The 21,475-nt window shown below is 70.6% G+C and carries 15 protein-coding genes; 7 read left to right on the forward strand and 8 right to left on the reverse strand.

Annotated features, from left to right (window positions below):
- Positions 1–102: 102 nt before the first annotated feature.
- The gene (gene hemQ / locus ACFVX4_RS20860) at positions 103–831 is read right to left on the reverse strand and encodes a hydrogen peroxide-dependent heme synthase (protein ID WP_093542266.1); all 729 of its coding nucleotides are present in this window, start codon (positions 829–831) and stop codon (positions 103–105) included.
- Between the two features lie 4 nt (positions 832–835).
- Complete coding sequence (hemG, locus tag ACFVX4_RS20865; RefSeq protein ID WP_389979302.1) at positions 836–2,323, reverse strand: protoporphyrinogen oxidase; 1,488 nt, start codon at positions 2,321–2,323, stop codon at positions 836–838.
- Positions 2,324–2,497: 174 nt separating this feature from the next.
- On the opposite strand from hemG, the gene ACFVX4_RS20870 reads away from it, so the two are divergent.
- Positions 2,498–3,424, forward strand: a complete 927-nt coding sequence (locus tag ACFVX4_RS20870; protein ID WP_389979305.1) for a DUF4349 domain-containing protein — start codon at positions 2,498–2,500, stop codon at positions 3,422–3,424.
- Between the two features lie 37 nt (positions 3,425–3,461).
- Positions 3,462–4,847: an FAD-dependent oxidoreductase gene (locus tag ACFVX4_RS20875; protein WP_389979308.1), complete on the forward strand. Its 1,386-nt coding sequence runs from the start codon at positions 3,462–3,464 to the stop codon at positions 4,845–4,847.
- A gap of 34 nt (positions 4,848–4,881) precedes the next feature.
- Here the strand turns inward: ACFVX4_RS20875 and hemE are convergent, their stop codons facing one another.
- Positions 4,882–5,955 (reverse strand): uroporphyrinogen decarboxylase, encoded by a 1,074-nt coding sequence (hemE, locus tag ACFVX4_RS20880; RefSeq protein ID WP_389979310.1) that lies wholly within the window; start codon positions 5,953–5,955, stop codon positions 4,882–4,884.
- Positions 5,956–6,046: 91 nt separating this feature from the next.
- Here hemE and ACFVX4_RS20885 point away from each other — a divergent pair, with 91 nt between their 5' ends.
- The 5 genes from ACFVX4_RS20885 to ACFVX4_RS20905 all read left to right on the forward strand — a co-directional run bounded on the left by ACFVX4_RS20885 (position 6,047) and on the right by ACFVX4_RS20905 (position 12,776).
- Positions 6,047–6,706, forward strand: a complete 660-nt coding sequence (locus tag ACFVX4_RS20885) for a DUF3000 domain-containing protein (RefSeq protein WP_389979313.1) — start codon at positions 6,047–6,049, stop codon at positions 6,704–6,706.
- Positions 6,707–7,027: 321 nt separating this feature from the next.
- On the forward strand, positions 7,028–7,690 hold the full coding sequence (locus ACFVX4_RS20890) for a response regulator transcription factor (RefSeq protein WP_024488613.1): 663 nt from the start codon (positions 7,028–7,030) through the stop codon (positions 7,688–7,690).
- A gap of 115 nt (positions 7,691–7,805) precedes the next feature.
- Positions 7,806–9,080, forward strand: a complete 1,275-nt coding sequence (locus tag ACFVX4_RS20895; protein WP_389979316.1) for an HRDC domain-containing protein — start codon at positions 7,806–7,808, stop codon at positions 9,078–9,080.
- 316 nt (positions 9,081–9,396) lie between these two features.
- Positions 9,397–10,650: a thiolase family protein gene (locus ACFVX4_RS20900; RefSeq protein WP_389979319.1), complete on the forward strand. Its 1,254-nt coding sequence runs from the start codon at positions 9,397–9,399 to the stop codon at positions 10,648–10,650.
- Positions 10,647–12,776: a 3-hydroxyacyl-CoA dehydrogenase NAD-binding domain-containing protein gene (locus ACFVX4_RS20905; RefSeq protein WP_389979322.1), complete on the forward strand. Its 2,130-nt coding sequence runs from the start codon at positions 10,647–10,649 to the stop codon at positions 12,774–12,776. The genes ACFVX4_RS20900 and ACFVX4_RS20905 overlap by 4 nt, the downstream gene beginning before the upstream one ends.
- 167 nt (positions 12,777–12,943) lie before the next feature.
- On the opposite strand, the gene ACFVX4_RS20910 is transcribed toward ACFVX4_RS20905, so the two are convergent.
- Genes ACFVX4_RS20910 through ACFVX4_RS20930 form a run of 5 tightly spaced genes read right to left on the reverse strand, consistent with a single transcriptional unit; the run spans position 12,944 to position 21,390 of the window.
- On the reverse strand, positions 12,944–14,251 hold the full coding sequence (locus ACFVX4_RS20910) for a phosphodiester glycosidase family protein (RefSeq protein ID WP_389979325.1): 1,308 nt from the start codon (positions 14,249–14,251) through the stop codon (positions 12,944–12,946).
- Positions 14,248–14,985: an Ig-like domain-containing protein gene (locus ACFVX4_RS20915; protein WP_389979328.1), complete on the reverse strand. Its 738-nt coding sequence runs from the start codon at positions 14,983–14,985 to the stop codon at positions 14,248–14,250. Before ACFVX4_RS20915 ends, ACFVX4_RS20910 begins: the two co-directional genes overlap by 4 nt.
- Positions 14,982–15,764 (reverse strand): rhamnogalacturonan acetylesterase, encoded by a 783-nt coding sequence (locus ACFVX4_RS20920; RefSeq protein WP_389979331.1) that lies wholly within the window; start codon positions 15,762–15,764, stop codon positions 14,982–14,984. Before ACFVX4_RS20920 ends, ACFVX4_RS20915 begins: the two co-directional genes overlap by 4 nt.
- Entirely contained in the window at positions 15,761–20,248 is a 4,488-nt protein-coding gene (locus tag ACFVX4_RS20925; RefSeq protein WP_389979334.1) for a glycosyltransferase, read from the reverse strand. Before ACFVX4_RS20925 ends, ACFVX4_RS20920 begins: the two co-directional genes overlap by 4 nt.
- Entirely contained in the window at positions 20,245–21,390 is a 1,146-nt protein-coding gene (locus ACFVX4_RS20930) for a CDP-alcohol phosphatidyltransferase family protein (RefSeq protein ID WP_389979337.1), read from the reverse strand. Before ACFVX4_RS20930 ends, ACFVX4_RS20925 begins: the two co-directional genes overlap by 4 nt.
- Positions 21,391–21,475 lie beyond the last annotated feature (85 nt).

Below are 21,475 nucleotides of genomic sequence, written 5' to 3' on the forward strand. Positions count from 1 at the left end.
AAAACCCGGAGCCGGACCCGGTGTCGCTGGAACGACGGGCAGCGCGAACGCGCCGGTGCCCGCCGTCTGATCTTCCGGGTCGGGGTGGTCGGAGCCCGCTCGCTACGCGAGCCCGGCCACCAGGTCTGCAACCGACTTCCTGCGCCCCGTGTAGAACGGGACCTCCTCGCGGACGTGCATCCGCGCCTCGGAGGCCCGCAGGTGACGCATCAGGTCGACGATGCGGTAGAGCTCGTCGGCCTCGAAGGCGAGAATCCACTCGTAGTCGCCGAGCGAGAAGGAGGCGACGGTGTTGGCCCGGACGTCGGGGTAGCCGCGGGCCATCTTGCCGTGGTCCGCGAGCATGCGACGACGGTCCTCGTCGGGCAGCAGGTACCAGTCGTAGGAGCGCACGAAGGGGTACACGCTGATGTAGTTGCGCGGCGTCTCGTCGGCCAGGAACGCCGGGATGTGCGACTTGTTGAACTCGGCGGGGCGGTGCAGCGCCATGTTCGACCAGACCGGCTCCAGCGCCAGGCCCAGCCTGGTGCGCCGGAAGAGGTTGTACGCCTCCTGCAGCTCGTCGGCCGTCTCGGCGTGCCACCAGATCATGACGTCGGCGTCGGCACGCAGGCCGGAGACGTCGTAGGTGCCGCGGACGGTGATGTCCTTGGCCGCGAGCTGGTCGAACAGCTCCTGGACCTCGTCGGCGTATCCGGCCCGGTCCGCGGGCAGGACGTCGCGCAGCTTGAAGACGGACCACAGCGTGTAGCGGATGACCTCGTTGAGGTCCTTGGCCTTCTTACCCGCGTTGGGGCCCTTGCTTGATTTCACAGTCTCAGGCGCACTCATACGGCTATTGTCCCGCCTCGCTCCGTGTGCCCTTGACCAGGGTCGACGTGGCGATGATCTCTTCCCCGGAACCGCCGGTGAGCTCGGCCGCGATTTCGTCCGCGGCGCGGTGGGCGCTCGCGATGCACGCCGGGATGCCGACGCCGTCGTAGACCGCGCCGCAGACCCGCAGCGCGGGCAGCTTGCCGACCTCGTCGCGGATCCGGGCGACCCGGGAGAGATGGCCGACGGGGTACTGGGGCAGTCCGCCGATCCACCGGGTGACCTCGGTGTCCACGGGCTTCGCGGTCAGTCCGGTCGCCTCGGCGAGGTCGCGCAGCGACACATCGACGAGCTCGCCGTCCTCGCGGTGGATGTGGTCCTCCTCGCCGTAGCGGCCGACGGAGGTACGCAGCACGAAGAGGTCCGGGGCGGATTCGGCGACCCAGTTCCACTTGTGGGAGGAGAAGGTGGACGCCTTGATGGTGCGGCCGTCGACCGGGGGGACGAGGAAGCCGGAACGGCCGTCGAGCGCGGTCGTGGCGGCGACGTCGGAGCGGCGGAACGCCATGGTGACGAGCGCCATCGACGCGTACTCGACACCGGCGAGCTCGGCGGAGGCCGCGGGGGACTCGGCGGCGAGCAGCGTGGAGGCGGACCAGGCCGGGGCGGCGAGCACGATGCCGTCGGCGGTGATCACCCGGGCGTCCGTGCGGACGTCCCAGCCCTCGGCGGTACGGGTCAGGCCGAGGACGGGGGTGGCGGTCAGGATCTCCCCGCCCGCCGCGCGCACGGCGTCGGCGACCGCGCCGGGCAGGGTGCCGATGCCGCCGTCGATGCCCTGGAAGACCGGTCCGGTCTGCTGCCGGGCCGCGGCCCGCTCCTGGATGCGCCGGACACCGTCGAGCAGCGAGCCGCCCTCCCGGGCCGCCTCGAAGAGCTGCGGTACGGCGGCGCGCATCGAGATCCGGTAGGCGTCGCCCGCGTACACACCGCCGAGCAGCGGCTCCACGAGCCGGTCGACGACCTCGCGGCCCAGGCGGTCGGCGACGTACGCGCCGACGGCGACGTCGTCACCGACGGTGGTCGGGGTGAGGTCGCGCTCCTGCGCGATGCGGGCGAGGCCCTCCGGGGAGAGCAGTTCGCCGAGCGCCGCCGGGTCGCCCGGTACGCCCATCACATGGCCCTTGGGCATGGGCCGCAGGGCGTCGCGCGTCCAGACCGACGCGGAGGCCGTGGCGGGCGGCTGGAGCCGCTCGCCGAGCCCGACGTCGCGTGCCAGCCCGACCGCCTCCGGGCGCCGGGCGAGCATCGACTCGGCGCCCAGGTCGACCCGGGTCCCGGCGATCTCACCGGTCATGAGCTTGCCGCCGAGCCGCTCGGTGGCTTCGAGCAGGGTGACGCGCAGTCCGGCCCCGAGGAGCCGGTGGGCGGCGGCGAGTCCGGCGATGCCTCCGCCGATGACGACGACATGTCCGGTGCCCGGGACCGCGCGGTTGAGTGAACGCTGCATGCCCCCACTCTCTCAAACCCTGTCCGAGTCCTGAACGTGACTGCTTCGAAACCGGCATTCGGCAACCCGCACCCGTGTCCGATACGTCGAACCGGCATCGTCAACGACCCGCCTTGGGGGGCAGTCATGCAGACCTACCGACATCCTGGCCGTTCATCCGTCCGTCGTCCGCGCATGGTCCTGGCGGCCGGCCTGGTCGCCGGCCTCCTCGCGCTGAGCGGCTGCGGCGCCGGAGACAGTGCGAGCGACGCGAGTTCCGGCGACAGCAAGAGGGCGATCGGCGCGGACGAGCGGGGCGCCGCGGACTCCGCCGCCGGAAAGGCGGAGCAGGGGACGGGCGGTTCGCCGTCGCAGCAGAAGAAGTCCGATGCCGTGCCTTCCGGCACCCATGTCATCCGTACCGCCGCGCTCTCGGTGGCGGTGAGGAACGTGCCGAAGGCGGCCGCGGTCGCCCGTTCGGCCGCGGAGAGTTCGGGCGGTCTGGTGTCCAAGGAGGAGACCGAGCGGATCGACGACACACACGACATGTCACACCTCGTGCTGCGCGTTCCGCAGGGCGAGTACGACGCGGTGCTGAAGCAACTCGCGGGCACCGGAAAGCTGCTGTCGCGCACCTCGTCGGCGAAGGACGTCACCGACCAGGTGGTCGACGTGGAGAGCCGGATCGCCACCCAGCGGGCGAGCGTGGCGCGCGTACGGAAGCTGATGGAACGGGCCGGGAAGCTCAGCGACGTGGTCACGCTGGAAGGCGAACTGAGCAGCCGTCAGGCGTCCTTGGAGTCGCTGCTCGCCCAGCAGGCGTCGCTGGAGGACCGCACCACGCTCGCCACGATCACCCTCGACCTCTCGGAGCCGGAGACGGCGGCGAAGGACGGCGGTGACGACGACCCCGGCTTCCTGGACGCGCTCGGCGGCGGCTGGCACGCGTTCGTGACGGTGCTGCTGTGGCTTGCGATGGCGGTGGGCGCCGCGGCCCCGTTCCTGGCCGCGCTCGCCGTGCTCCTGCTGCTGTGGCGGCTGCTGCGCCACCGGCTGCCCGGACGCCGAAAGCCCCGGACGCCCGAGCCCGCCGGGTCCTCGCCCGCTCCCCCGGCGTCGTAGCGTGGTCCCTTCGGACTCGGTGTCGAAGGGACCAGGCATGACGGCGGAGCGACTGGTGGTCATCGGTGGGGACGCGGCGGGCATGTCCGCCGCGTCCCAGGCCCGCAGGCTCAAGAGCCCCGACGAGCTGAGCATCGTCGCCTTCGAGCGGGGGAACTTCACCTCGTACTCCGCCTGCGGCATCCCGTACTGGGTCGGCGGCGACGTCGCGGGGCCGGACGAGCTCATCGCGCGTACCCCGAAGGAGCACCGGGCCCGCGACATCGACGTCAGGATGCGCACCGAGGTCACGGAGATCGATGTCGCCGGGCAGCGGGTGCGGGCCCTGGACCTCGGCACCGGCGAGGCGTACTGGACGGGCTTCGACAAGCTGGTGATCGCGACGGGGGCCCGCCCGGTGCGTCCGGCGCTGCCCGGCATGGAAGCGCCCGGGGTGCACGGCGTGCAGACGCTGGACGACGGACAGGCGCTGCTGGAGTCGCTGGACCGGGCGCCGGGCAGCAGGCGTGCGGTCGTCGTCGGGGCCGGCTACATCGGCGTGGAGATGGCGGAGGCGATGCTGAAGCACGGCTTCGACGTGACCGTGCTCAACCGCGGCGAGCAGCCGATGGCGACGCTCGACCCCGACATGGGGCGGCTGGTGCACGACGCGATGGACGGTCTGGGCATCACCACGGTCAACCGGGCCGAGGTCACCGCGATCCGCACCGGCTCGGACGGCCGGGTCCGCGCGGTCGCCACGGGCGACGCCTCCTACCCTGCGGACGTGGTGGTGCTCGGTATCGGTGTGGAGCCGGAGACGACGCTGGCGCGCGCCGTCGGCCTGCCGCTGGGCCCCCACGGCGGGCTGCTGACCGATCTGTCGATGCGGGTCGTCGGGCACGACAACATCTGGGCGGGCGGCGACTGCGTCGAGGTCCTCGACCTGGTGGCGGGACGTACCCGCCACATCGCGCTGGGCACCCATGCCAACAAGCACGGCCAGATCATCGGGTCCAATGTCGGCGGCGGCTACGGGACGTTCCCGGGCGTGGTCGGCACGGCGGTGAGCAAGGTGTGCGATCTGGAGATCGCCCGCACCGGCCTGCGCGAGAAGGACGCCCGCGCGGTGGGCCTGCGGTTCGTCACGGCGACGATCGAGTCGACGGGCCGGGCGGGCTACTACCCGGGGGCGCGGCCCATGACGGTGAAGATGCTCGCGGAGTACCGCACGGGCCGGCTGCTCGGTGTGCAGATCGTGGGCCGGGACGGGGCGGCCAAGCGCGTGGACATCGCGGCCGTGGCGCTCACGGCCGGGATGACGGTGGAGCAGATGACCGCCCTGGACCTGGGCTACGCCCCGCCGTTCTCGCCGGTCTGGGACCCGGTCCTGGTGGCGGCCCGCAAGGCGGTGACCACGGTACGCCGGGCGGGCACCGCCTAGGGCCGGGCAGGCCCTGAGTGCCCGCCCCGGCGGCTCAGCGCTCGGTGCTGGTGTGCACGTACTCGACGAGCCGGCTCAGCGCGTCCGGGTCCATCGTCGGCATCACGCCGTGGCCCAGGTTGAAGACATGGCCTTCGAGGCCGGCGGCGGCGTCCAGCACCTCCTGGGTCTTCTCCTCCACCGTCGCCGTCGGTGCGAACAGCACCGCGGGGTCGAGGTTGCCCTGGAGCGCCTTGCCGGGGCCGACCCGGCGTACGGCCTCGTCCAGCGGGACGCGCCAGTCGACGCCGACGACGTCCGCGCCCGCCTCGCCCATCAGTCCGAGGAGTTCGCCGGTGCCGACACCGAAGTGGATGCGCGGGACGCCGTAGTGGGCGACGGCCTCGAAGACCTTCGCCGAGGCGGGCAGCACCGAGCGCCGGTAGTCGGCGGGGGCCAGCGCGCCCACCCAGGAGTCGAAGAGCTGGACGGCCGAGGCACCCGCCTCGATCTGCACCTTGAGGAAGGCGCCGGTGATCTCCGCGAGCCGGTCCAGCAGATCCGCCCAGAGCTGCGGGTCGCCGTACATCAGGGCCTTGGTGTGCTCGTGGTTGCGGGACGGGCCGCCCTCCACGAGGTAGCTGGCGAGAGTGAAGGGCGCCCCGGCGAAACCGATGAGCGGGGTGGCGCCCAGCTCGGCGGTGAGCAGGCCGATGGCCTCGGTGACGTAGCCGACGTCCTCGGGCGTGAGGTCGCGCAGCCGGGCCAGATCCGCGCGGGTACGGATCGGGTCGGCGATAACCGGGCCGACACCGGGCTTGATGTCGAGGTCGATCCCGATGGCCTTGAGCGGTACGACGATGTCGCTGAAGTAGATCGCGGCGTCGACCTTGTGACGGCGGACGGGTTGCATCGTGATCTCGGCGACCAGCTCCGGCATCATGCAGGAGTCGAGCATCGGGATGCCTTCGCGCACCTTCAGGTACTCCGGCAGCGAGCGCCCCGCCTGGCGCATGAACCAGACCGGCGTGTGCGGCACGGGCTCGCGCCGGCACGCCTTCAGGAACGCCGACTCATGGGCGGCGGAGGTCTTCGTCTGCTGGCCCATGGGGCGATCGTTGGCACTCACACCAGGAATCTTCGCACGAAGCCCTAAGCAGCCGGGCCCGCCCGGGTGTCCCTCCCTGCGCGAAGCGCCGGTTCCGCCTACTCTTCCCCGCATGGCTCCGGCTCAGGGACAGTTCTCCGATCAAACCGATGGCGCTGACAGCAAGGACAGCGAGGAGGGTGGTTCCGTCCCGCCCGCGTTCCGGTCGGCGGTGGACGCGTTGCATGCGGCGCGGCTCCGCCCCGAGCTGGAGGTGGAGTCGATGAGGCCGCCCAAGCGGCTCGCTCCGTACGCGTACGCCCTGGAGGCGGCGGTCGTCGACGGCGAGGACGATCTCGCCGACGGCCGCCTCGTGCTGCTCCATGACCCGGCCGGGCACGACGCCTGGCAGGGCACCTTCCGCCTGGTGACGCTGGTGCGGGCCGAGCTGGAGCCGGAGATGGCTTCCGACCCACTGCTGCCGGAGGTGTGCTGGTCCTGGCTGACCGGTGCGCTGGAGGCGCGGGGTCTGTCGTACGGGGAGGCAGGCGGCACGGTGACCCGGGCGGGGTCGCACTACTTCGGCACGCTGGGCACGAGACGGCCGGCGACCCAGATCGAGATCCGGGCGTCGTGGACACCGCGCGAGGGCCGCGACGGGGTGCCGGACACGGGGGCGCATCTCATGGCGTGGGGCGACCTGCTGTGCCAGATCGCCGGCCTGCCTCCGTCGGGCCCCGCCGACGCGGCGGTGGTGACCCTCCCCCAGCGGCGCGGCCCACAAGTCTCCTGAACTCCCTCTCCGACCTCTTTCCCGAACTTTCTTTCCTGCCTCTTCCCTGAACTTCTTCGCTGAACTTCTTCGCTGAACTTCTCCTCTGGCCGAAACCTATCCCTCGCCGGTAACTATGCGTGATATTCGCCGCGCAGCTACCGGCGTTCTTTTCGTACAATCGATCGCATGTCCGATTTGCCCGAATTGTTACTCATCAATTCGCGATCTTCCCCTAAAGGAGCACGGGTCTGCTGCCGAAGAGGTCAATGACCCTTCAAGCACGGTTCGCCCCGGCTTCATCCCCGAGCCGGCCCGTCCCGCCACTCCCCAGGAGGCCTGGTGTCCGTTCTCCTAGAGCAGCCCGCAAGCCTGGTCGCCTACCGCCCGAACAAGCCGACGGCCATGGTCGTCGTGGCCGACCCGCGCGTCCGTTCCACCGTCACCCGCCATCTGTGGGCACTCGGAGTACGTGACGTCATCGAGGCGTCGTCCATCGCGGAGGCTCGTCCCCGCGTCGGCAATCCGCGCGACATCTGCGTAGCCGACGTCCACCTGCCCGACGGTTCCGGGCTGACCCTGTTGTCCGAGACCCGAGCAGCCGGCTGGCCGAACGGCCTCGCCCTTTCCGCCGCCGATGACATCGGCGCCGTACGCAACGCCCTCGCGGGCGGCGTGAAGGGCTATGTCGTCACCGGCACACGAACCAATATCGGCCACCCCACCCGTCCCGGCGTCGCCCCCATCGGCGCCAACGCCGCCCGTATGCACCGCCGGCCCCCCGGCACCCCGAGCCACCCGGGCGGCTACCGCGAACTGTCCGGCCGCGAGGTCGAGGTCCTCCGCCTCGTCGCCGAGGGCCAGTCCAACAAGGCCATCGGTGTCTCCATGGGCCTGTCCGCCCTGACCGTCAAGAGCCATCTCGCCCGAATCGCCCGCAAGCTCGGCACCGGAGACCGCGCAGGAATGGTCGCCGTCGCCCTGCGAACGGGAATCATCCACTGACGCCCGCACCCCGGCGGGTCCGCACAGGAACGGACCGGCTGGTTTGCATTCATCGGCGCCCGTCGACGGAACGTTCCGTCGACGGGCGCCGTACATACACAGATACCCTTGACACGTGACCGACGCCCAAGAGACCGCAGCAGACACTTCACTGCGAACCACCGGGGGCGCCCCCCCGGACGACGTCGCCCCGGCGCCGACCCCCTTGCTCGAACCTCGCGAGGGCATTCCCCCGGTGGTGGCGTCCGACGACGCCCTCGCCCGGGTGATCGCCGCCTTCGCCGCCGGCTCCGGCCCAGTGGCCGTCGATGCCGAGCGGGCCTCCGGCTACCGCTACGGCCAGCGCGCCTACCTCGTGCAGCTGCGCCGTGACGGCGCGGGCAGCGCGCTGATCGACCCCGTCGGCTGCCCCGACCTGTCGGGCCTCGGCGAAGTCCTGAGCGGCAGCGAGTGGATCCTGCACGCCGCCACCCAGGACCTGCCCTGTCTGCGCGAAATAGGGATGACCCCCACCGGGCTCTTCGACACGGAGCTGGCCGGGCGGCTGGCCGGCTTCCCGCGCGTCGGCCTCGGCGCCATGGTCGAGAACGTGCTCGGCTACTCGCTGGAGAAGGGCCACTCCGCCGTCGACTGGTCCACCCGCCCGCTGCCCGACCCCTGGCTGCGCTACGCGGCGCTCGATGTCGAGCTGCTGATCGATCTGCGCAACGCCCTGGAGGGCGAGCTCGACCGGCAGGGCAAGCTGGAATGGGCCCGCGAGGAGTTCGACGCGATCGCCTCGGCGCCGCCCGCTCCCCCGCGCAAGGACCCCTGGCGCCGCACGTCCGGCATGCACAAGGTCCGCCGCCGCCGCCAGATGGCGGTGGTACGGGAGCTGTGGACCGCTCGTGACCAGGTCGCCCAACGCCGCGACATCTCGCCCGGCAAGGTCCTGGGCGACGCCGCGATCGTCGAGGCGGCACTCGCGCTCCCGCCGAACGCGCAGGCGCTGACCGCGCTGCCCGGGTTCGGCCACCGCATGGGCCGGCGCCAGCTGGAGCAGTGGCAGGCGGCCATCGACCGGGCCAAGGCACTGCCGGACGCCGAGCTCCCCCAGCCCGGCCAGACCCTCGCCGGTCCGCCGCCGCCCCGTGCGTGGGCGGACAAGGACCCCGCGGCGGCGGCCCGGCTCTCGGCCGCCCGTGCCGCGGTGTCGGAGCTCGCCGAGCGGCTGCACATGCCGCAGGAGAACCTGATCACCCCGGACACGGTGCGCCGGGTCTGCTGGGAGCCGCCCAAGAACCCGACCCCGGACGCGGTCGAGACCGCACTCTTCGGGTACGGGGCGCGCCGCTGGCAGATCGAGCAGGTGGCACCGCTGCTGGTCCGTGCGCTGACACCGGCGGCCTGAGGGGCCGCTGCCGGAGGGCTTGCCGAGGGGCGTAATCGCGCCAGGTTGTGGCGCTGCGGCCACGTCGTGTTCCCGATCGCCGGACGGGCTGATTTCAGCCCGTCCGGCGATCGGCGTTCCGGGGCCGGCCCCGGTGCACCGGCGCCGTGGCCGCGGACGGAGCGGCCCCCCGCACCCGGCCCGCCCGCATGTGACCTTCGCCGCTCCCGACGTGGGGGGTGGGCAGTCTGGTTACCCGCAAGTAGCATGATGGTGGCGGCGCGCTTCCGGGCGTGCCGCGCAGCAGTGCCATCCCGCACCCTGGAGGAGAGCCACCGTGCCTCGTACCATCCGGGACGTCGTCTTCGTCGACGGCGTCCGCACCCCGTTCGGCAAAGCGGGCCCGAAGGGCATCTACCACGAGACCCGCGCCGACGATCTCGTCGTGAAGGCCATCCGGGAGCTGCTGCGCCGCAACCCGGGCCTGGACCCCGCGAAGATCGACGAGGTCGCCATCGCCGCGACCACCCAGATCGGCGACCAGGGCCTGACGCTGGGCCGTACCGCCGGAATCCTGGCCGGGCTGCCGCAGTCCGTCCCCGGTTACTCCATCGACCGCATGTGCGCGGGCGCCCTGACCGCCGTCACGTCGACGGCCGGCTCCATCGCCTTCGGTGCGTACGACGTCGTCGTCGCCGGTGGTGTCGAGCACATGGGCCGCCACCCGATGGGCGAGGGCGTGGACCCGAACCCGCGCTTCGTGTCGGAGAAGCTGGTCGACGAGTCCGCCCTGTTCATGGGCATGACCGCGGAGAACCTGCACGACCGGTACCCGCAGATCACCAAGCTCCGGGCCGACGAGTACGCGGTCCGCTCGCAGGAGAAGGCCGCCAAGGCGTACGCCAACGGCAAGATCCAGCAGGACCTGGTGCCGATCTCGGTGCGCCGCACCGCTGTAGCCGATGGCGGCTCCGCCGCGGGCTCGGCCGGCGAGACCGGCTGGGGCCTGGTCACCGCCGACGAGCCGATGCGCCCGGGTACGACCCTGGAGTCGCTCGCCGGTCTGAAGACCCCGTTCCGTGCCCACGGCCGGGTCACCGCCGGCAACGCCGCCGGTCTCAACGACGGCGCCACCGCCTCGCTGCTCGCCGCCGAGGACGTCGCCCGCGAGCTGGGCCTCCCGGTCAAGATGCGCCTCGTCTCGTACGCCTTCGCGGGCGTCGAGCCGGAGGTCATGGGCTACGGTCCGATCCCGTCGACCGAGAAGGCCCTGGCCAAGGCCGGGCTGACGATCGATGACATCGGTCTGTTCGAGATCAACGAGGCGTTCGCCGTCCAGGTGCTCGCCTTCCTCGACCACTACGGCATCGCCGACGACGACGCGCGCGTCAACCAGTACGGCGGCGCCATCGCCTACGGCCACCCGCTGGCCTCCTCCGGTGTGCGTCTGATGACGCAGCTGGCCCGCCAGTTCGAGGAGCAGCCGGAGGTCCGCTACGGCCTCACCACCATGTGCGTCGGCTTCGGCATGGGCGCCACGGTCGTCTGGGAGAACCCGCACTTCGACAAGGCAGACGGAGGCAACAAGTGAGCTCCACCACTGAGCTTCTGAAGGGTGCGGCCGAGCTGTTCCCCGGCGAGGTAGTCACCCAGGCGCACGTTCGTCACCTGGACCTGCCGGCCGGTGCGGGCCGCTTCGCCCTCATCACGCTGGACAACGGCCTGGACCACACCAAGCCGACCACCTTCGGACCGCAGTCGCTGGCGAACCTGGACGCCGCCATCGACCAGGTCGAGAAGGAGGCCGCCGAGGGTGCGATCACCGGTATCGGCATCACCGGCAAGCCGTTCATCTTCGCGGTCGGCGCCGACCTCAAGGGCGTCGAGCTGCTGAAGAACCACGACGACGCGCTGGCCATCGGCAAGGGAGGCCACGACGTCTTCCGGCGCCTGACCGGCCTCGCGGTCCCGACGTTCGCGTACTACAACGGCGCGGCGATGGGCGGCGGTGTCGAGGTCGGTCTGCACTGCTCGCACCGCACCGTCTCCAAGGCGCTGCCCGCCTTCTCGCTGCCCGAGGTCTTCCTCGGCCTGGTGCCGGGCTGGGGCGGCTGCGCGCTGCTTCCCAACCTGATCGGTGCCGACCGCGCGGTCTCGGTCATCATCGAGAACTCGCTGAACCAGAACCGTCAGCTCAAGGGCAAGCAGGTCTTCGAGCTCGGGATCGCCGACGCGCTCTTCGAGGGCGCGGACTTCCTGGAGCAGTCGCTGATCTGGACCGCGAACGTGCTGAACGGCACGGTCGCGGTGGAGCGTCCCGAGGTCGACCGCGGTGACGCCTGGGACCAGGCCGTCGCGCGTGGCAAGGCCATCGCCGACTCCAAGGTGCACGGCGCCGCCCCGGCCGCGTACCGCGCGCTGGAGATCATCGCCGCCGCGAAGGACGGCGACCTGGGCGCCGGCTTCGACCGCGAGGACCAGGCCCTCGCGGACCTGATCATGGGCGGCGAGCTGCGCTCCGGGATCTACTCCTTCAACCTGGTCCAGAAGCGCGCCAAGCGCCCGGCCGGTGCCCCGGACAAGAACCTGGCCCGTCCGGTCACCAAGGTCGGCGTCGTCGGTGCCGGTCTGATGGCCTCGCAGCTGGCGCTGCTGTTCCTGCGCCGCCTGGAGGTGCCGGTCGTGCTGACCGACATCGACCAGGAGCGCGTGGACAAGGGTGTGGGCTATGTCCACGCCGAGATCGAGAAGCTGCTCGGCAAGGGCCGGATCAACCAGGACAAGGCCAATCGCCTGAAGGCCCTGGTCTCCGGTGTGCTGGACAAGGCGGAGGGCTTCTCCGACGCCGACTTCATCATCGAGGCCGTCTTCGAGGAGATCGGCGTCAAGCAGCAGGTGTTCGCGGAGGTCGAGGCGGTCGCCCCGGCGCACGCGATCCTCGCCACCAACACCTCGTCCCTCTCGGTCACCGAGATGGCGTCGAAGCTGAAGCACCCCGAGCGGGTCGTCGGCTTCCACTTCTTCAACCCGGTCGCGATCCTGCCGCTGCTGGAGATCGTCCGCGGCGAGCAGACCGACGACGCCTCGCTGGCCACGGCGTTCGGTGTGGCGCGGAAGCTGAAGAAGACCGCGGTGCTGGTGAAGGACGCCCCGGCGTTCGTCGTCAACCGCATCCTCACCCGCTTCATGGGCGAGATCCAGAACGTCATCGACGAGGGCACCCCGGTCGAGGTCGCCGAGAAGGCCATCGAGCCGCTCGGTCTGCCGATGTCCCCGCTGGTCCTCCTCGAGCTGGTCGGACCGGCGATCGGCCTGCACGTCTCCGAGACCCTGAACCGCGCCTTCCCGGACCGGTTCACCGTCTCCGAGAACCTCGCGGCGGTCGTCAAGGCCGGCAAGCGCGGCTTCTACGTCTACGACTCCGGCAGGCCGGAGCTGGACCCGGAGGTCGCCGCCCTTCTCAAGCAGGGCGATGTCGTCCTGTCCGAGGAGCAGGTCCGCGACCGGGTCCTGGACGCGGTGGCGCAGGAGATCGGTCTGATGCTGGACGAGGGCGTCGTCGCCGAGGCCCAGGACATCGACCTGTGCCTGATCACCGGCGCGGGCTGGCCCTTCCACCTGGGCGGCATCACGCCGTACCTGGACCGTGAGGGCGTCTCGGAGCGGGTGAACGGCACGAAGTTCCTCGCGCAGGGCGTGGCGAGCGTTCCGGCGTAACACCACCTGGTCGGTAGCGACGGCGGGCCGTACGGAGAACTCTCCGTACGGCCCGTCCGGCGTACGCCCGTGATGTGCCGTGCCACGTGCGCGCACGTACGCCCGCGAGGTGCCGTGTCACATGTGCGCACGTAAGCCGAGCACATGTGCCATGTCACATGTGCGCGTCAGAGCGGCAGGACGACCACCGCATCGCCCACGGCGCGTTCCCGTACCGGTGCTCCCTCCGCGCTCCTGGGCCGGTTGCGGAGCCGTCCGTTCACCACCATCGTGGTGGAGCCTCCGCCGTCGAGGTTCATGGCGTCCCGTGCTCCCAGCGAGCGCATCAGTCCGGCGGACTCTGCCAGGGTCGCCCCGATGCTCACCCCGGGATCACGGCCGTCGACGGTCACCAGGAGGAGTGTGCCGTCGGCCGTGCTCCCTGCCAGGGTGCGGGGGTGGCGCTGGGTCAGGGCGGTGGCCGGCACCCCGTTGGCCTCGATGTCGATGTCGACGGCTCCGTCGCGCAGCAAGCGGGGCCCGGCCTGGACGACGGTCGGCCCCTCCCCCGGGATCCGGTGCCCCGTCCCGTCGTACACCCGGGAGGTGATCCGCAGCCGGGTGCCGGTACGGGCGTGGCGGCGCAGCCATGCGGCCCCTTCGCCGATGCCGGTCAGGACGGTGCCGCTCGCGGGTATCGGGCCGCCGCCGGGTGAACGCAACAGGGCGACGCGGCCGTCGGGCCCGAGCACGGCCTCGGTCGAGCCGGGGCCGGTGCGTGCGGTGCCGGTTCCCCATTGCCGCGTGAACAGGACCAGTTCGTCGGGGTCCTCGCACAGTTTGTTGTGGGCGGGAGCGAGCCGCACGCCCCGGGTGCCTCGCAGGACGTCCCCGCCGACACCGCCGCATCCGACGATGCGGCCCGGCATCCGGTTGATCCCGTCGATCCTCCGGCGGGTGCCGTCGGAGGCCACCACACCGCTCACCGACCGCGATTCGGTGATGCGCCCGACTCCACCGCCCTCGCCGAGCACCAGCGCGGTACGGCCGTTGGCCGCTTCGCTGAGCAGCGCGCCGTTCTCCATGTACAGCCCGAGCGGATCCCCGTCGTACCCGCTGAACACCGCGCTGGTGGCGATGTCGAAGAAGGAGCCGTTGACGGCGGCCACCGCCCGGACACGGTCCGCCATGGCGCGCACGGTCTCCGCCGTGTCGAGCCGGGCTCCGTGGGCCGCGCCCACGCGCACCCGTGCGGCCGGCGAGACGGACAGCGCCTGAAGGCGCACGGGGCCCGCGGCCGACAGCCGGCCGGTGTGCTGGTGATATGTCACACCCTCGGGCAGTCGGCCGACGGGTTCCGGCGAGCGGGGCGGTGCGTATGCCGGTGCCGACGTCCGGCCGCCGCCGGTGCCGTCCACCGGGTCGCATCCGGCCAGGGCCCAGGCCCCGGTCACGGCTCCCGCGGCTCCCACGGTGAGGAACCGCCGGCGTCTCATCTCGTGAGGGCTCCGGGCAGCAGCCCGGGAGTGCTGGCGACGTCGCCCGCGTACACGGTCACCTCGGACCAGTTGCGGTGGCCCGCCTGGTTCTCGTAGCAGACGGAGAACCGGTCGTACCCGGTCGCTCCCGGAACTCCCGTGTAGGTGATGCTTCCGTCCGGCACCGCGCTGACCGTGCCGTACTGGGCGAGCCCCACTCCCACGACGCGCAGGCCGGCCCCGGCGGCATCGGGGTCCGGGCCGAGGACCGCGTAGCCGCCGGGCGGAATGGCCAGGCTGCGGCCCGGCACCCAGGCCCGCCTCACCCGGTAGCCCGCGTCGGTGATCTGCGCGGACGACACCAGCTTCTCGCCGGCGTACGACATCACACCGACGCACACCCTGGGCAGCAGGACCGCCCCTTCCGGTGCGTCTTCGGCGACCTTGAGCACCGCGGTCACGGAGCGTTGTTCGTCTCCGCGGGCGTAGGTCGCGTAACGACCGTTGGGCAGGTGTCCCAGGCCCTGGAGATCGGTCATCGTGGCGTGCTCGGCGGCGATGTCGTCGAATATGTAGCCGTACGCACGGTAGGGCCCGCCGGTGGGCACCACGCTCAGATGCAGCGCGATCTCCTGGCCGGGCAGGACCGCGAGCACCGGGTCCGCGTCGGCGTGCAGTTCCAGGACCGCCGACACGGCGGTGCGTTCGGGGTGCACGACCTGAATGCGCGCCAACAGATACCAGTCGCTCATTCGACCACCTCCAGGGTCCGGATTCTCGTCAGTTCGTCGAACATGCGGTCATCGAGCCATTCGACTCCGTCCTCGGGGAACCGGGCGCGTTCGAGATCGGCGAAGCGGCCGGGCTCCAGCATCGAGCGCTCCCGCATCTCGGCGGCGACGAAGCGCGCGCACTCGATCGCTCCGGCCGCCCTGAGGTGGGTGTTGTCGGCGGCCCCGTCGGGATAGTTGGGATGCTCCCCGGGGTCGAGGTGGAGGAAGATCTCACGCGTTCCCCGGGGCCCCGCCCGGCGCCACCACCGCACGCTCCACTCGTTGAGGTCGATCAGCGGTACGCACTTCTCGGCCGCGATCTCCTTCATCGCCAGCGGATAGACACCGAGCAGCCGGCGGAGATTGCCCTGGGCGTCGAAGACCCGGCGCTCATGGCTGGTGACCAGGACCGGATGGGCGCCCCGGTCGCGCACGCCGTCCACGCAGCCGCGGAGGAAGCCCTGGTACTCCTTGAAGGGTTCCGTGTAGCGGCCCTCGTCCGGCTTCATGTCGATGAGCCCGAAGGAGAACAGCACCAGATCGCCCGGCCGGGCCTCGCGCAGAATCCAGGCGAGCCTGCCCCGGTCCACGAAACTCCGCGAACTCGCCCCGGCGCGGGCGCAGTTGATGATGTCGGCACCATGGATGAAGAGCGGCAGAGCCTGGCCCCAGCCCGCCATCGGCGCGAAGCTCCGCTGACGGCTGGTCACGCTGGAGTCCCCGGCCAGGAACACCCTGCGCATCGCGCGCCCCGTCACGCCCACTCCTTGCGGGAGTTCCGGTCGCGGATGTCCTGGCCCGGACCGCTCATGGTCTGCCGGACCGCGGGTACGTCGGACGTCCGGCTGCTGCCCACGGACGCGTCCAGTGCGTCGATGGCACGGAACACGCGCTCCGAGTTGCCGGTGTCACGGCGGCCGAAGAACGCGTCGACCCGGGCCCGGTACTGCGGCTCCACCGCGAAGTTCCGCTGCACGGTGTCGATGATCTCCCGCACCGTCGAATCGACGTCACGGCAGACCGGCCCGAACCCGTCCCGCTCGAACTCGTAGTAGCCGCGCTTGTAGTGGTTGCCGTAGAAGTCCTCCTCGTCGAACGGCGTGTACACGATGGGCGTGCCCATGTACGCGACGTCGAAGAAGACGGACGAGTAGTCGGTGACCAGCAGGGAGCACTCGCGCATCGCCAGCTGCACATCGCGGCCGTCGCCGGTCACGGTGACCGAGGGGTGGTCGATGCGGAAGTGGTGCAGATACGGGCGGATCTCGTAGTGCGGCATGAACTCCAGGTCCACTCCGCACTGTTCGAGCACGGTCAGCAGTCGCTCGTCGCGCAGGAGGGTGGAGAAGAAGCGGAAGTACTCCGACGCCGCGAACGGGATCTTCGCCTTGGCCGCCTTGTCGTAGGAGGGCGCCACGATGTCCCGCCGCCAGGTGGGCATCAGCAGGATCCTGGGCCGCTCTGAGCGCACCGGCTTCAGCGCGTCGAACCGGGGGAAGCCGGCCGCGGCGACCCGCGCGTAACCGTAGCCGCAGTGCTCGGCGAAGTAGGACCGCTCGGCCTCGCCCACCGTCAGCAGCAGGTCCACGCTGGTCACCTGGTGATGCACGGAGGGTGCCACGTCGTTGTAGGTGACACCGTGCTGGAGGAAGACCCGCCGGTAGTTCAGCAGATCTCCGTAGCCGCGCAGGAAGGAGCTCTTGCTCAGCTCAGGGAAGCCGAGGTAGGCCTCCAGGTCGTACGGGTCGATGAGCCGCTTGGCGTGCAGCAGGTACATCCGGTACCTGCGCGACGTCCGGTCGAGGACGTGCCCGTACGGGGCCACCTTGGCGCGGTCCTTGGCGTCGCCGTCGATGGCGTAGTAGACCTTGCGGCTCGGGTGGTTCTCCCGGATCCAGCGGAACAGGTGGTAGGCGTTGTCCTGCGCCGTGTCGGCCCGTTCGCCGATGATCCAGATGTTCTTGCGGTGCAGTCGCGGATAGCTCAGCAGGTACGCGAGCCGGGTGCGCCATCCCGGGCGGCCGGGCAGCGCGGCCCGTGCCTGGCGCAGCAGATGCCACAGCAGGCCGCGCAGCTTCTGGCCGGCGCCGGTGAAGTACCGCAGGACCACGGAGTCGTCATCGCGGACGCTGAGCCACAGCCGGTCCTTGCCGATGCGGCGCATGCCCTTGAAGCGGTGCAGCATCAGGCGCGCGCCGACCGGGGCGTCCACGTGGCGGTCGTCGTCGTGGAAGCGCAGGGCCACCGTGAGGTCGCGGCCGGAAAGCGGGGCCAGGACCTTGGGGTCCGCCGACGCCCGCCAGCCGCCGTACCAGTCGCGCTCCTTGCGGACGCGCCAGCGGTCGCGCCGGTACACCTGCTCGGCCGGGATTGCGACGGTCCGCTTCCCGTCGGTGCAGATCAGCTCGACCCGGTTGGTGAACAGCTGCCCGATGTCGACGCCGGTCAAGGTGAGCACACCTTCGAACTGGAGCTCTCCGTCCCGGTGGCGGACGCTTTCGAGCACGGCCCGCTGCCGCTCCACGCGCAGCAGCCGGGACTCCACCGGGTCGTTCGCCAGCTGCCGGTACATGCCCTGCTCGTCCAGGCGGACCCGCGGTTCGTACTCGGGGCTGTCGAACGGGTCGCAGAAGAGCCCGAAGTCACGGGTACGGACGGCGTGGTGCTGCACCCGGGAGACCGGGTGGGTGACGTACTGGAGCAGCAGCTCCTCGGGGATCCTGGAGTAGACGTCGCAGAGCTCGCCGAACACCTCGGCGATCTCCCGCCGGTTCATGATGCGGTGGTAGTTGCGCAGATAGGGCTGGTACGAACGCACCACGAACCGGTGGATCAGCCGGGCCGACGCCGCCTCGATCCGGTCGCCGAAGTCGAGCAGGTACCGGTTGAGCCGGAGCCGTTGCCGGACCTTGACCGGGTCGTTCCAGTCGACGTCGAAGAGCGAGTCGTTCTGCGCGGGGTCGCGGTCGAAGTACACGTAGCGGTCGACCAGGCTGAAGCTCCGGGCGGCCAGCAGCGCCATCACGCTCACCCAGGTCTCTGCGAATGGGCCGCCGTCCGCCGGGCGCAGCCGCTGGGCGTTGAGGAAGGAGACGCGGAAGAGCTTGTTGCCGAGGTCGGTCGAGAAGACCATGTGGGGTGCCTTCCTGACCATGTCGGTCAGGCCCTTCGCACCCTTGCCGAAGTACCGCTTCCACGGCTCGTCGCCATTGCGCCGCGGCCCCGGGAACGTGTCGTAGTTGCCGACGGCCACGTCGACGTCGTGCTGGACGGCGGATTCGGTGAGCTGGCGCAGGCAGTCGGCCCCGAGGATGTCCCGTCCCCGGGCGAACAGCACATAGGGCGCCACGACCCGGGCGAGACCCTGCTGATGCGCGGCTCCGATGCCCTGGGCGGGGATCCGCAGCACGCTCGTGTTGCGGTAGAAGGAGGCGAAGTTGTCCAGCAGCTGGGCCGTACGGTCGGTGGAGCCGTCGTCGACGAACACGACCTGCGTCTCGGGGAACAGGCTCTGTGCCGCCAGGGAGTGCAGGAACTCGAAGAGGTGGTGCTCGTCGTTGCGGCAGTGCACGACGACGGCCGCACGGTAGGTGCCGGTGTCCGGCAGTGGTGCGGGATCCTCGCTTCCCGCCCACCAGTGCCAGGGGGTACCCCGGCGGGTGTCCAGCTCGGTGCGCTCGCTCGTCTCGGGCCGCAGGGCGACATTGCCGCTGACCGTCTGGTACATCTCGTACGGCCCGAGGGGGCCGTCGTAGCGCTCGCGGCCGATGTCGACGCCGTGGACCGCCAGTGTCGTCGTCGCCCGCTCGCCCGCGTGCCGTACCTGGACGAAGAGGTTCCAGACCCCGTCGCCGGTGGCCGCGCCGACGCTGGAGGCGAGGTCGAGGACCGACTGGTAGTGGACCCGGTGGTCGTCCGTCTCGATCGCGTTCACCGGGAAGACGTGGTCGCTCTTGGTGCTGCGCAGACGCAGCACGGCCTTGAGCTCCACCTTGCCGCCCGAGGAGAACCGTCCGAGCTGGTTGAGTATGTGTCCCGAGATGTGGAGTTCGCTGCCCCTGATCTCCACCTCGGTCGCCTGGTTGAACAGGCGGGCCTCGCCGAGCGGCTTGTCCAGGAGGTCGAGGTCGGTGACATCGAGGAAACGTTTCGCCTGGGGAAGGCGCAGCAGCGACTCGGACCAGTAGACACGTCCGTCGCGCTCGACGAGATCGGAGCTGAGCACGCTGCGACGCTGCGAGTAGTCGGAGACGGACAGCGCGAGATCCACCCGCTCGTGGATGAGGCAGAAGGCCCGCACGCGCTCCATGACGCCGCACAGCTCGTAGACGGAGAGGTCCAGCGACCGCAGATACGGCGCGACGGCGGCGGCGAAGCCCTGGCGGTACCGCTCGTCGCCGGAGCGCAGCTCGCGGGCGTACAGATGCAGGTCGTGGGAGAGGAACTTCACCGCCTTGTGGGCGAGCAGCTCGTGCTCCCCGACCTGTCGCAGGAAGGAATCGGTGTACTGGTGGACGGCGACCCGGTCCTGGATGCTGCGCAGCTCGCCGCGGCGGTTGGTGATGGAGGGCGCCGCGGATTCCCGCTCCCACATCCAGCGGTACACGGGGGCGGTGAGGAAGGTGATCGAGCGGGCCCGGTAGTTGGCGAGCGTCGAGAAGTACGTGTCCTCGTAGTACACGCCCTCGGGGAACCGGACGCCGTTGTTGTGCAGGAAGTCCAGCCGGTACAGCTTGCCGGCCGCGATCGGGTCGTCGAAGAGCTGGGGCAGAGCGCGCAGCCCCGCCACGGTGCGCTCCGCGGTGTACAGCTGGGGCTGCCAGACGGTGGTCTCCTCGGTGTTGAGGTTGACCCGCACCGTCCGGCCCGCGGTGACGTCCGAGCCGGTGTTCACCGCCGAGGCGAGCAGTTCCTCACAGGCCTTGAGCGGCAGTTCGTCGTCCGCGTCGAGGAACATGACGTACTGCCCAGCGGCGGCCATGATGCCGTTGTTGCGCGGGGCGCCGACCCCGCCGCTGTTCTGCGGGCGCTCCATGATCCGTACGCGGCTGTCGCGGGCGGCGAACTCCCCGGCCACGCCGAGGGTCCCGTCGCCGGACGCGTCGTCGACGACAATGACCTCGATGTTCCGGTGCGTCTGGGCGAGCGCCGATCGCAGGGCCCGGCCGAGGGTCGCGCTCGCGTTGAAGGCGGGGACGACGATCGAGACCAGATAGGCCGACGGGTCGACAGGGGCACTCATCGTACGGAACCTTCGTTCTCCACCCAGTAGGGCAGCGCCCTCAGCTGCTGCGTCTCTGTGTCCTGGGCGTGCTGCGAATAGGGCTGCGGGTAGGGCTGGAAGCCCAGATCGTCGTCCTGTTCGGGGACGGGGAAGTGCTGGACCAGAACGGCACCGCGGTCCTCGTCGAGTTCGGCCCCGCGTCGGTGACGGCCGCGGTGGAGGTTCTCGGCGATGGTGCCGGCCGTGGACGGTGCGGGGGCGAGCTTCTCCATGAGCCGGGTGAAGTCCCGGGTGGAGAGCCAGAACTTGTACATGATCACAAGCTCGAAGAGGCCCAGCGCCAGGGCGGATATCGCGGTGGTCCACAGGATCTGCCCGATCAGCGGCGCCACGATGAAGATGAACATCTGGAACTCGATGCCGCTGATGAGGTGCGGCCTGATCCGGCTGCGCAGCAGGGCCTGGCGGAATCGGGTGTACCAGGGGAAGCGGTGCCGGAACTGGGCGTGCAGGTCGACGACATCGCCGCTCTGCTGCTTGAGCACCTCGGCCTCGACGCCGGGGTTCTCCCTCAGCAGGTCCTCGATGAAGACCACCTTGGGCCCCTGCTCGGGCTCGACGGCGTCCCGTGCTTCCGGCTTCGCCTGCTGCTCCTCGGCCGCCTTGCGTTCCAGGGTGACCTTTTCGATCTTCATGCGCATGGACATGCGCATCTTGTAGATCTGGAGGGCGTCGACGTACCTGAGCATGTCCAGGAAGACGACGGCCAGGGCGGCGAGCAGGTAGAGCTCGTTGTGGGTGCGCAGGTACTGGCCGCCCATGAGGGCGAGTGCGCAGAAGAGCACCCTGATGCGGTCGAAGACGTAGTCGAGCCAGCCGCCGAAGACGGTGCCGTTGCCCTTGAGCCGGGCGAGCTTGCCGTCGATGCAGTCGAGGATGAAGCTCAGGTGGTAGAGGCCTGCCCCGACGGCGAGGGACCAGGCGTCACCCTTGAGGAAGAAGTAGGCGGAGCCGAGGCCGACGAAGAGCGCGCTCCAGGTGACCCGGTTCGGGGTGATGAACTTGAACTTGGCCATCCCGATCAGCATCCGGGTGGCCACGGGATCGACCAGCAGGACCGTCCACCAGGCGTCACGCTTCTTGCACGTCAGCTTCTGCACGGCTCGTAGTGACAGCTTCCCCATGACCCCTCGCCCTGGCATACCGATGAGCAACACGGCCCCAGCGGCTTGCACGAACACGCGT

It is taken from the genome of Streptomyces sp. NPDC058240, from assembly GCF_042882135.1.
GTDB lineage: Bacteria > Actinomycetota > Actinomycetes > Streptomycetales > Streptomycetaceae > Streptomyces.

Coding starts and splice junctions, on each gene's coding strand:
- ACFVX4_RS20925 (WP_389979334.1), bottom strand. CDS start 20,248: ATGAGTGCCCCTGTCGACCCGTCGGCCTATCTGGTCTCGATCGTCGTC.
- ACFVX4_RS20885 (WP_389979313.1), top strand. CDS start 6,047: ATGGCTCCGGCTCAGGGACAGTTCTCCGATCAAACCGATGGCGCTGAC.
- hemG (WP_389979302.1), bottom strand. CDS start 2,323: ATGCAGCGTTCACTCAACCGCGCGGTCCCGGGCACCGGACATGTCGTC.
- ACFVX4_RS20870 (WP_389979305.1), top strand. CDS start 2,498: ATGGTCCTGGCGGCCGGCCTGGTCGCCGGCCTCCTCGCGCTGAGCGGC.
- hemQ (WP_093542266.1), bottom strand. CDS start 831: ATGAGTGCGCCTGAGACTGTGAAATCAAGCAAGGGCCCCAACGCGGGT.
- ACFVX4_RS20915 (WP_389979328.1), bottom strand. CDS start 14,985: ATGAGCGACTGGTATCTGTTGGCGCGCATTCAGGTCGTGCACCCCGAA.
- ACFVX4_RS20875 (WP_389979308.1), top strand. CDS start 3,462: ATGACGGCGGAGCGACTGGTGGTCATCGGTGGGGACGCGGCGGGCATG.
- ACFVX4_RS20910 (WP_389979325.1), bottom strand. CDS start 14,251: ATGAGACGCCGGCGGTTCCTCACCGTGGGAGCCGCGGGAGCCGTGACC.